The organism is Microbacterium sp. HA-8 (genome assembly GCF_046111165.1).
Lineage (GTDB): Bacteria > Actinomycetota > Actinomycetes > Actinomycetales > Microbacteriaceae > Microbacterium.
In genome coordinates, this window is record NZ_CP162025.1 from 535,136 (window position 1) to 548,542 (window position 13,407).

A 13,407-nucleotide genomic window follows, 5' to 3' on the forward strand; every position below is an offset into this window, starting at 1 on the left:
CGTTCCGGGGGGATCGCCGCTGGGGGCGGGCCGCCGCGGTACGGGGGCGTTCTCGCGGCGGAAGGGTCCCGGGGGATGTCGCAGAGACCCAGGTCGGCGACATCCCCCGCTCGGCGTTGGGGCGTTGAAATCACGTTGGGGCGCGCTGCAGCGCGCCCCAACGGAGATTCGACGCCCCAACGGCCCGCGAGCTCTCAGCCGCGGGAGGAGTTTGCCGAGCGGCCCCGGACGATGCCGACGAACGCCTCGACGTCGGGCGTCGTGCGCTCGGCCGGCCAGGCGAGCGCGACGGGCGAGGGCTCCGCGCCCGCAAGCGGTCGGTGCGCGACGTCGCGGCGATGATGCAGGCGCGCGAGCGACATCGGCACCACCACGATGCCCACACCGGTGGCGACGGTGGCGATGGCCTCGCCGGTGTCCACGGGCGCCGCGAACGACGGGGCCACGGTCGAGGGCAGAACGAGCGCCGGCAGCACGTCGTCCTGCGGCACGATGCGCACCTCGCCGTCCAGGTCCGCGGCCTCGAGCTCGTCAGCCGCCGCAAGATGGGAGTCGGCGGCGAAGACGACGACCGGCGTCTCCTCATAAAGGACGATGACGTGCAGCGCGTCGCGGTCGATCGGCAGCCGCACGAGGGCCGCGTCCACCGCCCCGTCCAGGAGCGCCGTGCGCTGGGCCGCGACGCTGAGCGGGGTCAGGACGAGATCGACCCCCGGCATCCGTTCACGCCACCGGTCGATCCATGTGCCCGGTGTCGCCCCCGGGATGGCGCCGAGCCGGAAAAGGCGCGGGATGCCGTCGGCCGGATGCGGCGCGTGAGGGTCGCCCGCCGGGGTGCTCGGTGTCGAGGCGCGGGCCGGCGCCCGCGTTCTGGCGGGCGCGCCCGGCGTCGCGCGTCGCCCGCGGGGGGATGATCCGCGCGGGGCTCGAGCGCCGCCCTTGCCCTTGGCCATTCCGACAGGTTATCCGGGTGCACGACGCGTGCCGACGAGACACGGGGCCAGGCACCACCCCGCGGCGTCGGGGGTCACGCCACGAGGTGGAATCCTCGGCGGTCGGTTGCCACCGCGCCGCCCTCGACGATCGCCTCGTCGTCTCCGATCAGGGCGCCGACGGCGACCCGGGCACGCGGCCCGACCGTGGTGCGCACGCCGATGCGTGCGCCCGCGCCGATCAGGGCGTGCGAGCCGATGTGCGCGTGCGCGTCGATGACGGCGTCGGGGCCGATCATGGCGTCACGCTCGATCCACGCGCCGCGCATGATGCGTGCACCCGCCGCGACCTGCGCGCCCGGTTCGACGTAGGCGCCGGATTCGACGAACGCGCTCGCGTGCACCTTCGCGCCGTGCGCGATGAGGCCTCGTCCGTTGACGTGCTTGCGGTAGCGCAGCACCTCGCCGCTGTCGCTTTCGATGTCGACGTAGTTCTTGCCCACTGTCTCCTCCTGCGGCTCTGGGTGTCAGCCGAGTACAGGAATAACCTTTCACGCCGCCGGATCATTCCCGCAGGGCTTGCTCGAAAGGGATTCGTTGTGCTCCGCCGGACGGATTGCCGGTCGCGCGAGAAGATTCGGGTCGGAACACCACCGCGCGCTGCACCTGGAAGCTGACGGCGAAGAGCGAGGCGTCCGTGAGCGCCTTCGCTGCGAGAAGCGGCACCCCCGCGTCGGTCAGCGCGGTCAGCATCCCGAAGTTCGCCGCGAGCAGCAGCACCGCGAGCGACGCGTATCGGGCCATGGCCGTGCGCAGGGCGACGTCGCGTCCTCGGGCGAAGACCGCGTGCCGGTTCGCCGCGAAGTTGACGCTCGCGCTGATCAGCCGTGCACCGACGACCGACAACAGCAGGGCTCCGGTGAGGGCCTGCAGCACGAGCAGGGCGACGGTGTCGACGGCGAAGGCCACCAGCGCCGACGCTGCGAAGCGCAGCAGCGGAACATACACCCGCACGGAATCCGCCACGGGCCGGAAGTGCGAGGACGCGTTGCCCTCCGTGTACACGGTGGCGATGGGGTGCTCCACCAGCGAGAAGCCCGCGGAGCGCGCATGCAGCAGCATCCGGAATTCGTACTCGAACCGCTCGCCCGTCACGGTGAGCAACCACGGCAGCGACGCGGGCGGCAGGCCGCGCAGACCCGTCTGGGTGTCGCCGATCGACTGTCCCGACACAGCGCGGAACAGGGCGCGGCTGATCGTGTTGCCGATGCGGCTGCGCGCGGGCACCCGGCCCGAGAACGCCCGGATCCCGAGCACGAGAGAAGACGTCGCGCTCTCGAGGACGGCGGCCACGCGGGCGACGTCGGCCGGTGCGTGCTGTCCGTCCCCGTCGGCGGTGACGACGCCGGCGCCCGGGTGGGCGACGAGCACGTGGCGGATGCCGGTCTTCAACGCCGCGCCCTTGCCGAGATTGCGGGGGTGGTGCAGGACAAGCGCCCCACGGCGCGCGACCTCGTCGAAGATCGGCGCGAATCGCGGCCCCGACCCGTCGTTCACGACGACGACGGCCGCCGACGGATCGTCGGTGCGCAGGGCGTGCACGAGTTCGATCAGGCGTGTGTCCGGTTCGTAGGAGGGAATCAGCACGACATGCACGGGTCAGCCCGCCGCCGCGATGTACAGGATGTCGCTCGTGGCCCGTTCGCCGCCGTTCGAGGGCTGGTTGATGACCGCGCCGCCGAAGTACATGGTGCTCGAGCCGCCGCCGTCGAGGTTGTAGGCGGTCGTCGCGCCGAGCTCGAGCATGATCTGCGCGAGCTCGGTCAGGTCGACGCCCGCGCTGTAGCCTTCGTCGCGACCGTCGACGACGACGAAGACGAGGTGATTGTCGTCGATGACGCCGACGGCGGTGCGCGGCTGGTCGCCCTGGATCGAGTGGTTGCCGACGTTCGTGTCGATCTCGACGTCGTCTATGCCGGCCACGACGGCACCGTCCTCGACGATCGCGGGGCCGAAGCTCAGGGTGTTCCAGGCGCCCTCGGCGAGAAGCTCGTCGGCCGAGGTGGTCGTCTCGTCGTAGATCTCGGCCGTGCCGTCGGTGTAGAAGACGATGCCCTCGCGGGCGGGATCGTCGCGATAGACCACGCCGTTGCGGATCACGATGCCCGTGTCGCGGAACCCGTAGTAGTCGCCGTTGATCGCGAAGATCGCATCGTGCTCGGCGGCGATCGAGCTGACAAGATCGGTGATGTTCTCGCCGAACTGGTTGTTCGCGAATGCGCTTCGCAGCACCGTCGCGTCGCCGAGTGTCACCTCGGCGACGTAGTACGTGACGGTCTCATCGCCCGTCCCGGTGACGACGGTCGAGATCTCGATGTCGGCGTCATCGGAGCTGTATCCCGTGTCGGTCGCGACCGCACCGCCGGCCGCCGTCGTCTGCGCGTCGTCCTCGGTCGTCGCGGCCGCCCCCTGTTCGGCTTCGTATGCCTCGACATCGGCGATCTCGACGTGCGGCACGACGAATCGATCGAGCGCCCACACGGCGCCGCCGCCGGCGGTCAGCACGATGACGAGGCCCGTCGCGATGAGCCCGAGGCGCAGACGTCGGAGGCGGCGGGCGCGGGGGGAGCGGCGGGAGCGGGGCGCGTGCGTCGGCGGGGCGCCGGGGGTCGGGTCTGAGACGTTCATGGATGCTGTTGTACGGGCCGTGCCGAAGAGCACGATAGGGCGCGGCTATGCGTGCGCTATCGGCGGCTTTGCGAGGATGGGACGGTGACACGCATGCCGGATGCCGAGGGTGAGCCGCCCGCCGAGACCTCAGCGACCCTGGTGTTTCCCGCGGACGACACGGCCCACAGCATCCCGGAAGACGTGCTCGGGCTGCTGGCGGGCACTTTCACGGCGTCGCTCGGACTGCACCTGCTGCAGGCGAGCGACGCGGTCACCGGTGGCACGGCCGGGCTCGCGCTGCTCGTGGGCTATGCGACGCCGTGGCCGTTCTGGCTGGTGTTCGCGGTCATCAACCTGCCCTTCGCGGCGCTGGCGCTGTGGAAGAAGGGCCTGGATTTCACGCTGCGCACCGCCCTGGCGATCGGCCTCGTCTCGGCGTTCTCGGTGGTGCACGACCGGCTGTTCCCCATTCTCGGGATGAACGCGATCTACGGCACGCTCGCCGGCAACCTCCTGGCCGGGATCGGTCTGCTGATCCTGTTCCGCCATCGCGCGAGCCTCGGCGGCATCAACATCATCGCGCTCGTCGCGCAGGAGCGCTTCGGCGTGCGCGCCGGATGGACGCAGATGGCCTTCGACGTGCTGATCATCGCGTCGGCGGTCTTCGTCGTGCCGTGGCCGAGCGTCATGATGTCGGCGGCCGGCGCGGTCCTGCTGAACCTCGTGCTGGCGCTGAACCATCGGCCGGGGCGCTACATCGGCCACTGAGCGGGGACCGCCGTCAGGTCGGCGGCTGGCAGCGCGGGCACCAGAAGACGTTGCGCCGACTCGTCTCGGACGCGCCGAGTGACATCGCGCGGATTCCCGTGCCGCACCGCCGGCAGGGTCTGCGCTCGCGGCCGTACACCCAGGTGGACCGGCCCGGGCGGGAGTCGCCCGTGAAGGTGCGACCGGGGCCGGGGAGGTTCTGGCGGATCATGCGGGCCCCGAGTTCGACGAGCGCGCGGGTGTCGACCTCGGCCGTGGGCGTCTCGGGATGGATGCCGCGCACGAAGAGCAGCTCGTTGGCGTACTCGTTGCCGAACCCGGCGACGTTGCGCTGATCGAGCAGCGCGACGTGCGCGGCGCGGGTGTCGGCGGCGAGCCGCCGCGCGGCCTCGGTGGGGTCCCAATCGTCGGCGAGGGGATCGGGTCCGAGGTGGCCGATGACGCGGTCCTCATCTCGGGTGGGGAGCACCTCGACCATGGCCAGGTCGAAGCCGACCGTGTCGTGATCCGCGGTCCCGACGATCACGCGAGCCTTGAAACCGGGAGCCCGCCACCGCGCGCCGGTCGGATAGACGTGCCACTCTCCCTCCATCTTCAGATGCGAGTGCAGCGTGAGCTCGTCGAAGCGGTGCAGGATGTGCTTGCCGCGGGGCACGACCTCGCGCACGGTCTGACCGGTGACGTCGGCCGTCGCGCTGCCGGGCACGCGGATGTCGAAGCGGGTCACGACGGCGCCCGCGAGCGCGGCGTGCAGATGGTGCGCGGTGCGCCAGACGGTGTCGCCCTCAGGCACGAGTGGCCTCGCGTGCGGCGTCGCCCGCGGTCACGCGGCGCAGCGTGAGGCCGCGCGGAGACTCGACGAACCCGGCCTCGCGCAACGCGCGGCCCACGTCCGTGCCGTACACGAAGGCGCCGTTGACCTGTTCGATCGTGAGCGTGTCGAGGCGGCGGGTGCGGGCGACGGTGGCGAGACTGCGGGTCGCCGCCTGCAGCACGCCCTCGTCGTCGGTGAAGGCGAGGGCCGACTTGCCCCCGCGCTCCAGGTAGAGGGCGAGGGCCCCGTCGACGATCGAGACGAGACCGCCCGCCTTGCGGCCGGGACGATGGGTCACGCCCTCGATCGCCGGCCACGGCAGCGCCGCGCCGTACGGGTTGGCGGGGTCGGTCGCGGCGAGGGTCAGGGCGCGGAGCGGGGCGGGGTCGGGCAGGGCTGCGAACTCGCGGAGGCGGTCGATGGTCGGCGATGTCGCGAACTGCGCCGCCCCGAGCCTCTCGATCAGGTAGCCGCGCCGGCAGTGGCCCGCCTGCTCGAAGCCCGCGAGGATGCGATAGACCTGAGCGAACCCGCCGGGCACCCCCTCCGCCTGCACCGAACCGCGCGTGACGACGCCGTAGCGGTCGAGTAGCAGGGATGCCGTGGCCGTGGCCCGCGCGGCCGCGTCGGGTTCGGGGCTCGGCAGCAGAGACCAGCGGCCACCGGTCGCGGACGCACGGGGCGGTGCCGCGCTCGGGCGCGACAGCGGCGTCCCGCGGAACATCCGCGAGCGCGGGGTGCGCCTGGCGGTGCGATGGGCCTGCGACCCTCCGCCGAGGAGGGTGCGCACGGGTGCGAAGGTGTCGTTGGTGACCCGGCCCGCCCACATCAGGGTGAAGAGCGCCTCGATGACGGACTGCTCGTTCGCGGCATCCACGGACTGACGCAGCTGCCCCGCGAACCACGCTCCGCCCGAGGACAGCTCGTCGATCAGGCGCTGTTCGAGCGAATCGGGCGCGAAGTCGACGTCGGAGGGCGCGAGAGTGTAGGGCGCGGCGTCGGCGGGATGCAGGGAGATCCAGCCGTCGCGCCCGGGCAGCGACCCGTTGCCCGACCACACGACCTCACCGGTGGCGGTCAGCTCGTCGAGCAGCGCCGGGGTGTAATCGCCCACGCGGGCGGGAAGGATGAGCGATTCCCAGGCGCTGGCGGGGATCGGCACGCCCGCGAGCTGCTCGATCGCCGCGGCGACGCCGTCGATGCCCTCGAGAGGTCTCGTGACGTGCTGCCACACTGGAGCGAAGCGCGCGAACGCCTCGGGCGCGACCGGTTCGACACTGCCCCGGATCGCGGCGAGTGACCGCATGCGCAGGCGGCGCAGCACCTCGGTGTCGCACCACTCGGTCTCGTCGCGGCTGTCTGCGGTGGCCGGCAGGAAGAAGCCGCTCGACACGCGCCCCTGCGACTCGAGCCGATGCAGCGTCTGACGCGCGACGGCCACGCCGACGCCGAGGCGTCGGGCGACGGCATCGGTCGTGAAGGGGCCGTGTGTGCGCGCGTGACGTGCGACCAGGTCGGCGAGGGGGTCGGCCACCGGCTCGAGGAAGGCGAGCGGGAGGCCCACGGGCAGGGCGACGCCGAGAGCGTCGCGGAGACGGCCGGCGTCCTCGATCGCGGCCACGCGCGCGGTGCCGGAGATCTGCACCGCGATCGCGCGGCGGGCGTCGACGAGCGCGTCGAGAAGCTGCTGCGCCTCGGCGATGCTCGCCCCGGAGTCGGAGCGCGGCCGGTCGCCGTCGAGCCGCAGCTCGCCTGCGGATGCGGACGCGCCCGGTGGTTCGAGCCGTGGCGCGACCTCGTCGGCATCGAGCGGGCCGAGCAGTCGCAGCAGATCGGCGACGCCCTCGACGCCCCGCACGCGGCGTTCGGGATCGAGGCGCTGCGCCTCGCGCTCGAACTGCGCGATCACGTCCGGGTCGAGCAGCTCGCGCATCTCGACCCGGCCCAGCAGCTCGGACAGCAGCGCGGGGTCGACCGACAGCGCCGCCGCCCGCCGCTCAGCGAGGGGCGAGTCGCCCTCGTACATGAACGCACCGACATATCCGAAGAGAAGGTCGCGGGCGAACGGCGAGGGCTGCGTGGTCGTCGTCTCGACGAGCCGGATGCGGCGATCGCCGATGCTGCGCAGCAGACCGAGAAGGGCGGGGAGATCGTAGACGTCCTGGAGCACCTCGCGCAGGGTCTCGAGGATGATCGGGAACGTGGGGTGGCGCTTGGCGACCTCGAGCAGCTGCGCCGATCGCTGCCGCTGCTGCCAGAGCGGGCTGCGCTTGCTGGGGTTGACGCGGGGCATCAGCAGGGCGCGCGCCGCGCACTCGCGGAACCGCGAGGCGAACAGCGCCGAGCCGCCGACCTCGTCGGTGACGATCTGCTCGAGCTCGTCGGGGTCGAACACGAACAGCTCGGCACCGGGTGGTTCGGCCGTGGTGTCGGGAATGCGCGCGATCACGCCGTCGTCGCTCGCGACCGCCGATCCCTCGACGCCGAGTCGCTCGCGGATGCGGGCGCCCACGGCGAGCGCCCACGGCGCGTGCACGCTCATGCCGTACGGGGAATGCAAGATGACCCGCCAGTCGCCGACCTCGTCGCGGGAGCGCTCGACGGTCAGCGTGCGGTCGGTCGGAAGGCTGCCCGTGGCCTCCTTCTGCTCGGCGAGGTACGCCAGCAGGTTGCCGATCGCGCGCTCGTCGAGCCCGGCATCCCGAAGTCGCCCCCGGGCCTTCTCGGCGGACGCCGACGACAGCTCGCGCGAGAGCCTGCCCAACGCTGCGCCCAGCTCGGCGGGCCGGCCGAGCCCGTCGCCGTGCCAGAACGGCAGCTTGCCCGGCTGGCCGTAGGCCGGCAGCACGTTGACCCTGTCGTGGGTGATCTCGACGATGCGCCAGCTGGTCGTGCCCAGCGTGAAGACGTCGTTGACCCGCGACTCGTAGACCATCTCCTCATCGAGTTCGCCGACGCGGGCGTTGCGGGTCTCGCCGGCCACGAACACACCGAAAAGCCCTCGATCGGGGATCGTGCCGCCGCTGGTCACCGCCAGCCGCTGCGCCCCGGGGCGCCCCGCGATCGTGCCCGCATCGCGGTCCCAGACGATGCGCGGGCGCAGCTCGGCGAACTCGTCGGACGGATAGCGTCCTGCAAGAAGGTCGAGCGTCGCCTCGAACGCCGATCGCGGCAGGGTGCGGAAGGGCGCGCTGCGCCGGACCTGTTCATACCACTCCTCGACGGCGAGCTCGCCGAGGGCGGATGCTGCCACCGTCTGCTGCGCGAGGATGTCGAGCGGGTTCTGCGGGATCGAGATCGCCTCGATGCTGCCCGACAGCATCCGCTCGGTCGTGATCGCCGTGTGCAGCACATCGGCACGGTGCTTCGGAAAGAGGTAGGCCCGGCTGACCTCGCCGACCTGGTGACCGGCGCGTCCGACGCGTTGCAGGCCGCTCGCGGCGGACGGGGGCGCCTCGACCTGGATGACCAGGTCGACCGCACCCATGTCGATGCCGAGCTCGAGGCTGCTGGTGGCGACCACGCAGCGCAGGCGCCCGGCCTTGAGGTCTTCTTCGACCTGCGCGCGCTGCTCTTTGGACACGGAGCCGTGATGAGCGCGGGCCAGCACGGGCGGGGCACCCGCGTCGGCACCGGCCTGGGCCATGATCGCCGCGGGCTGCGCCGGCTGCGCCGCGTCGGGCGGATCGAGACCGAGTCGCTCGGCGTAGATCTCATTCAGCCGCCCCGTCAGTCGCTCGGCGAGGCGTCGCGAATTGGAGAAGACGATGGTCGAGCGGTTCTCGAGGATGCGGTCGACGATCGCCTCCTCGACGTGGGGCCACACCGACCCCGTCATCTCGGTGCTCTCGGGGCGCAGCCGGCTGTCGGCGGCGAACCACTCGGGCGCGCCGTCGGGGTCGGTCGCGCCCGGCCCCGTGGCGGCGCCGTCAGCGGCGACCGTGCCCGCGCGGGCCCCGGGCGGTGGCGGGGGATTGAGCATGTCGTCGATCGGAACGACCACGCGCAGATCGAATGCCTTGCTCGCCTTGGGCACCACGATCTCGACGGGCGCGGAACCGCCCAGGAACCGCGCGACCTCGTCGATGGGACGGACGGTGGCCGAGAGCCCGATGCGCTGCGCGGGGCGCTCGAGCATCGCGTCGAGGCGCTCGAGACTGACCGCCAGATGAGCGCCGCGCTTGGTGGCCGCCACCGCGTGCACCTCGTCGACGATGACGGTGTGCACCTCCCGCAGGGTCTCGCCCGCCTGGCTCGTGAGCATGAGGTAGAGCGATTCCGGCGTCGTGATCAGGATGTCGGGCGGCTCCTGTACCAGGCGGCGGCGCTCGTTCGAGGGTGTGTCCCCCGAGCGCACGCCGACCGTGACCTCGGGCAGGGCGACGCCCAGCCGCCGCGCCGACTGCCCGATGCCGACGAGGGGCGAGCGCAGGTTGCGCTCGACGTCGACGCCGAGGGCCTTGAGCGGGGAGATGTAGAGGATGCCGGTGCGTGAGCGGGCCGCCCCGCGTCGGCGTCCGCGCGGCGCGGGGTCATGCGCGACGATCGGCTTCTCGCGGAAGACCCGGTCGATGGCCCAGAGGAAGGCGGAGAGCGTCTTGCCCGACCCTGTGGGGGCGACCACCAGGGCGTGCCGCCCCGCCGAGACGGCCTGCCACGCGCCGATCTGCGCAGGGGTGGGCGCGGCGAAAGCCCCGCGGAACCACTCCTGTGTCGCGGGGCCGAAACGCTCGAGCACGTCGCCCATCGCATCCATCTTGGCCCCGACCTCCGACATCGGGTCGGGGGTTGCGCATCTCCGAGACGGTTCGGACGTCCTCGCGCGGGATCAGCCCGAGGTGTCGGCGTCCAGCCGTGCCCGCAGGAACTCCCGGACATCCGCCAGTTCCGGCTCCGAGACGCTGTGGGTGAGCCCCGCGTAGACCCGACCCGACAGGTCGGCGTGGGAGGGCAGCCACTCGGTCGTGTGCGCGATCAGCGGCGGCGGGATCACCTCGTCGCGCGCCCCCCGCCCCCAGAAGACCGGCGGCCGGCGAGCGGCCAGCGCGGCGTCGCCCGGCAGCGGCCCCGGCGCGGCGTAGCCGCTCAGGTTGACGGCGAACGCGAACCGATCAGGCCGCAGCCGTAGGGCCTGCAGGGCGATCGCCCCGCCCTGCGAGAAGCCGAGAAGACCGATGGACGCCGCACCCGCGGCGTGCGCGTCGACCCATTCGATCAGTCGTTCCGCACCCCGCGTCACGCCCTCGGGGTCGCGTCCGCGGAGCCCCTCGATCGCGTACCAGGAGAATCCGGGCGCCGGAAAGGGCGGCGTGAGCGGAGCGCGGACCGCGGCGACGGCGAAATCGGGCGGCAGATGGGGAACCAGAGCGAAGAGGTCGCGCTCGTCGGCGCCGTACCCGTGCAGCAGCACCAGCAGGGGACGTCCGTCGGGATCACCCGACCACAGAGCGAGGCTCGGATCGAGCGCGGGCGTGAGCGCAGCATCCACCATGCGCCCCATCATGGCAAACACCGCCGACACCCGCCCGGCCGTGCCGGTGGGAGCCGGGTGCCGGGGTCGCGGGACGTGGATGCTGGGCGTCGCGACAGCGGAAGTGACCCCGCGCCGCGCCCACCCCCCAGGGCGACCCACGCCGACGGCTGGGGTATACAGGAGGCATGCCGGTGCGCACACCTGACCCCGACCCCGACGAGCGCGACGATGACGGGAACCCCCGCGATCCGCTCGGCGGCATGACCTCGTTCGGCACGCCCTCGCAGGGCACATCCGCCAATCCGGGGTGGCTGAGCGACATCGAGCTCGCCGAGGCCCGCCGCCGCATGCCGATGCTGTACGTCGAGGCGGTGCCCGTGCGCACCGACGGCGTCGGCACCGTGACCGAGGTCGGCATCCTGCTGCGGGCGACCCCCGTCGGGGAGATCACCCGCACGATCGTCAGCGGGCGCGTGCGGTACGGCGAGACGGTGCGCGACGCGCTGTTCCGCCACCTCGAGAACGATCTCGGCCCGATGGCGTTCCCCCTGCTGCCCCCGCAGCCGACGCCCTTCACCGTCGCCGAGTACTTCCCGATGCCGGGACTCAGCGCCTTTCACGACGACCGGCAGCACGCGGTCTCGCTCGCCTTCGTCGTGCCCGTCACGGGCACGTGCGAGCCGCGTCAGGATGCCCTCGAGGTGACCTGGATGACACCGGCCGAGGCCTGTTCCGACTCGCTCGCCTCCGAGATGGAGGGCGGCCGCGGCACCCTCGTGCGGCTGGCACTGGCGAGCGTCGGCGCGCTGCGCTGAGGGGCGCGGGTCGGATGCCGCAGAGCCCTCTCCTGGTCGACTTCGCCGTCGCGCTGCCGATCGTCCTCGGCATCGCCTACGTCGTGGCCTGGGCGATGCGCCGCCTGTTCGGTCAGCGCCTGCGGCTGAGCTTGACGACCATGACGATCGTCTCGTTGCTCGGGATCAGCCTGGGCCTGCTCCTGTCGGGCCTTCTGTTCTACGGTCAGCGCCTCTGGATGCCGACGACCATCCTGCTCACCGTCGGCTCGAGCATCGGCCTTGCCTTCGTGACGGCGGCGGTCGCGGCGCTGGTGCGGCCAGGGTACGACGACGTGGATGCTGCCGCCGTGCTCGCTGCGGGAGAGTCCGACACCGTCGAGTTCAAGGAGACCGCGCGCTGGAACGTGCGGGAGCAGAAGAAGGACCCGCGCATGGAGCTCGCGATCGCGAAGACCGTCGCCGCGTTCCTGAACTCCCGCGGCGGTGTGCTCGTGATCGGCGCGAACGATGCGGGCGAGGCGATCGGGCTCGACCGCGATCTGGCGACCCTGCGCACACCCGACCACGACCGGTTCGAGCTGTGGCTGCGCGACCTGATGTCGACTCTGCTGGGTCGCAATGCCGCGGCGCTGCCGCACATCCAGTTTGCGGCGGCGCCGGGCGGGGCGACGGTGTGCGCTCTGAACTGCCCGCCCTCACCGAAGCCGGTATTCCTCACCCAGTCCAAGGACGGCGGCTCGACCGATCTGTGGGTGCGGGTGGGCAACTCCACGAGATCGCTCGGGGTCGACGAGGCCGTCGAATACGTCGCGCGGCACTGGCGGCCCACGCTCGCGAGCGTGCTGACCGGGCGGCCCCGGTCCGGCTGAGACGATCAGGTCAGGCGGGCGAGCTCCGCCGCGAAGGCGTCGACGTCGTCGACGGTGGTGTCGAACGAGCAGACCCAGCGCACCTCGTCGCGCGAGGCATCCCAGTCGTAGAAGCGGAACTTCTCGCGCAGCCGGTCGGCGACGCCGGCCGGGAGCGTCGCGAACAGCGCGTTGGCCTGCGTCGGCTGCGTGAACGCCACGCCCCGGATCTTGCCGTCGGCGATGCCCGCCTCGACGGCCTGGCGCAGTCGCGCCGCCATCGCGTTGGCGTGCGACGCGTTGCGCAGCCACAGGTCGCCCTCGACGAGCGCGAGCAGCTGGGCCGAGACGAAGCGCATCTTCGAGGACAGCTGCATATCGAGCTTGCGCAGATAGCGCAGTCCCTCGGATGCTGCCGCATCGAGCACGACGATCGCCTCGGCGAGCATCGCCCCGTTCTTGGTGCCGCCGAAGCTGAGCACGTCGACGCCCGCATCGCGTGTGAAGGCGCGCAGCGGCACGCCGAGGGAGGCGGCCGCGTTGGCGATGCGCGCGCCGTCCATATGCACGCGCATGCCCAGCCCGTGCGCGTGGTCGGCGATCGCGCGCACCTCGTCGGGGGTGTACACGGTGCCGAGCTCGGTGGACTGCGTGATCGAGACCGCGAGCGGCTGCGCCCGGTGCTCGTCGCCGAAGCCCCACGCCTCGCGGTCGATCAGCTCGGGCGTGAGCTTTCCATCGGGCGTGGGCACGGTGAGGATCTTGATGCCCGCGACGCGCTCGGGCGCGCCGCCCTCGTCGACGTTGATGTGCGCGGACGAGGCCGCCACGACCGCGCCCCAGCGCGGCAGCATCGACTGCAGGCCCACGACGTTGGCGCCGGTGCCGTTGAAGACCGGGAACGCCTCGACGCTCGCGCCGAAGTGCGCGGCGAACGCGAGCTGCAGGCGCTCCGTGTAGGCGTCCTCTCCGTACGCGACCTGGTGGCCGTCGTTCGCCGTCGCGATCGCGGCGAGGACGTCGGGATGGATGCCGGAGTAGTTGTCGGAGGCGAAGCCGCGCACGGCGCTGTCGTGGAGGGGTGTCACCCACCCAGCCTAGATTC

Annotated in this window: 11 protein-coding genes; 3 read left to right on the plus strand and 8 right to left on the minus strand. The window is 72.2% G+C overall.

What is annotated here, in order from left to right; genetic code table 11:
• Positions 1 to 194: 194 nt before the first annotated feature.
• From AB2L57_RS02585 to AB2L57_RS02600, 4 genes are all read right to left on the minus strand, one after another.
• The gene (locus AB2L57_RS02585) at positions 195 to 953 is read right to left on the minus strand and encodes a LysR substrate-binding domain-containing protein (RefSeq protein WP_409047965.1); all 759 of its coding nucleotides are present in this window, start codon (positions 951 to 953) and stop codon (positions 195 to 197) included.
• 74 nt (positions 954 to 1,027) lie between these two features.
• Positions 1,028 to 1,435: a transferase gene (locus AB2L57_RS02590; protein WP_409047966.1), complete on the minus strand. Its 408-nt coding sequence runs from the start codon at positions 1,433 to 1,435 to the stop codon at positions 1,028 to 1,030.
• A 61-nt stretch (positions 1,436 to 1,496) separates the two neighbouring features.
• The gene (locus AB2L57_RS02595; RefSeq protein WP_409047967.1) at positions 1,497 to 2,579 is read right to left on the minus strand and encodes a glycosyltransferase; all 1,083 of its coding nucleotides are present in this window, start codon (positions 2,577 to 2,579) and stop codon (positions 1,497 to 1,499) included.
• Between the two features lie 12 nt (positions 2,580 to 2,591).
• Positions 2,592 to 3,620 carry a phosphodiester glycosidase family protein gene (locus tag AB2L57_RS02600; protein ID WP_409047968.1) on the minus strand — a complete coding sequence of 343 codons (1,029 nt, stop codon included), beginning with the start codon at positions 3,618 to 3,620 and terminating at the stop codon, positions 2,592 to 2,594.
• A gap of 93 nt (positions 3,621 to 3,713) precedes the next feature.
• Between AB2L57_RS02600 and AB2L57_RS02605 the strand changes: the two genes are divergently transcribed.
• The gene (locus AB2L57_RS02605; RefSeq protein ID WP_409048664.1) at positions 3,714 to 4,370 is read left to right on the plus strand and encodes a YitT family protein; all 657 of its coding nucleotides are present in this window, start codon (positions 3,714 to 3,716) and stop codon (positions 4,368 to 4,370) included.
• Positions 4,371 to 4,383: 13 nt separating this feature from the next.
• Here the strand turns inward: AB2L57_RS02605 and AB2L57_RS02610 are convergent, their stop codons facing one another.
• The 3 genes from AB2L57_RS02610 to AB2L57_RS02620 all read right to left on the minus strand — a co-directional run bounded on the left by AB2L57_RS02610 (position 4,384) and on the right by AB2L57_RS02620 (position 10,687).
• The gene (locus AB2L57_RS02610) at positions 4,384 to 5,163 is read right to left on the minus strand and encodes a DNA-formamidopyrimidine glycosylase family protein (protein WP_409047969.1); all 780 of its coding nucleotides are present in this window, start codon (positions 5,161 to 5,163) and stop codon (positions 4,384 to 4,386) included.
• Complete coding sequence (locus AB2L57_RS02615) at positions 5,156 to 9,931, minus strand: DEAD/DEAH box helicase (protein ID WP_409048665.1); 4,776 nt, start codon at positions 9,929 to 9,931, stop codon at positions 5,156 to 5,158. The genes AB2L57_RS02610 and AB2L57_RS02615 overlap by 8 nt, the downstream gene beginning before the upstream one ends.
• Positions 9,932 to 10,012: 81 nt before the next feature.
• Entirely contained in the window at positions 10,013 to 10,687 is a 675-nt protein-coding gene (locus tag AB2L57_RS02620) for an alpha/beta hydrolase (protein WP_409047970.1), read from the minus strand.
• A 155-nt stretch (positions 10,688 to 10,842) separates the two neighbouring features.
• Here AB2L57_RS02620 and AB2L57_RS02625 point away from each other — a divergent pair, with 155 nt between their 5' ends.
• Positions 10,843 to 11,472 (plus strand): NUDIX hydrolase family protein, encoded by a 630-nt coding sequence (locus tag AB2L57_RS02625; RefSeq protein WP_409047971.1) that lies wholly within the window; start codon positions 10,843 to 10,845, stop codon positions 11,470 to 11,472.
• Positions 11,473 to 11,486: 14 nt separating this feature from the next.
• Positions 11,487 to 12,323: a helix-turn-helix domain-containing protein gene (locus AB2L57_RS02630; RefSeq protein WP_409047972.1), complete on the plus strand. Its 837-nt coding sequence runs from the start codon at positions 11,487 to 11,489 to the stop codon at positions 12,321 to 12,323.
• A 5-nt stretch (positions 12,324 to 12,328) separates the two neighbouring features.
• Here AB2L57_RS02630 and AB2L57_RS02635 read toward each other — a convergent pair whose 3' ends face one another.
• Positions 12,329 to 13,390 (minus strand): threonine aldolase family protein, encoded by a 1,062-nt coding sequence (locus tag AB2L57_RS02635; RefSeq protein WP_409047973.1) that lies wholly within the window; start codon positions 13,388 to 13,390, stop codon positions 12,329 to 12,331.
• Positions 13,391 to 13,407: the final 17 nt, after the last annotated feature.

Bases quoted from the DNA above. Each gene is read 5' to 3' on its own strand.
- AB2L57_RS02585 (WP_409047965.1), bottom strand. From the start codon at position 953: ATGGCCAAGGGCAAGGGCGGCGCTCGAGCCCCGCGCGGATCATCCCCC.
- AB2L57_RS02600 (WP_409047968.1), bottom strand. From the start codon at position 3,620: ATGAACGTCTCAGACCCGACCCCCGGCGCCCCGCCGACGCACGCGCCC.
- AB2L57_RS02605 (WP_409048664.1), top strand. From the start codon at position 3,714: ATGCCGGATGCCGAGGGTGAGCCGCCCGCCGAGACCTCAGCGACCCTG.
- AB2L57_RS02615 (WP_409048665.1), bottom strand. From the start codon at position 9,931: ATGGGCGACGTGCTCGAGCGTTTCGGCCCCGCGACACAGGAGTGGTTC.
- AB2L57_RS02620 (WP_409047970.1), bottom strand. From the start codon at position 10,687: ATGATGGGGCGCATGGTGGATGCTGCGCTCACGCCCGCGCTCGATCCG.
- AB2L57_RS02625 (WP_409047971.1), top strand. From the start codon at position 10,843: ATGCCGGTGCGCACACCTGACCCCGACCCCGACGAGCGCGACGATGAC.
- AB2L57_RS02630 (WP_409047972.1), top strand. From the start codon at position 11,487: ATGCCGCAGAGCCCTCTCCTGGTCGACTTCGCCGTCGCGCTGCCGATC.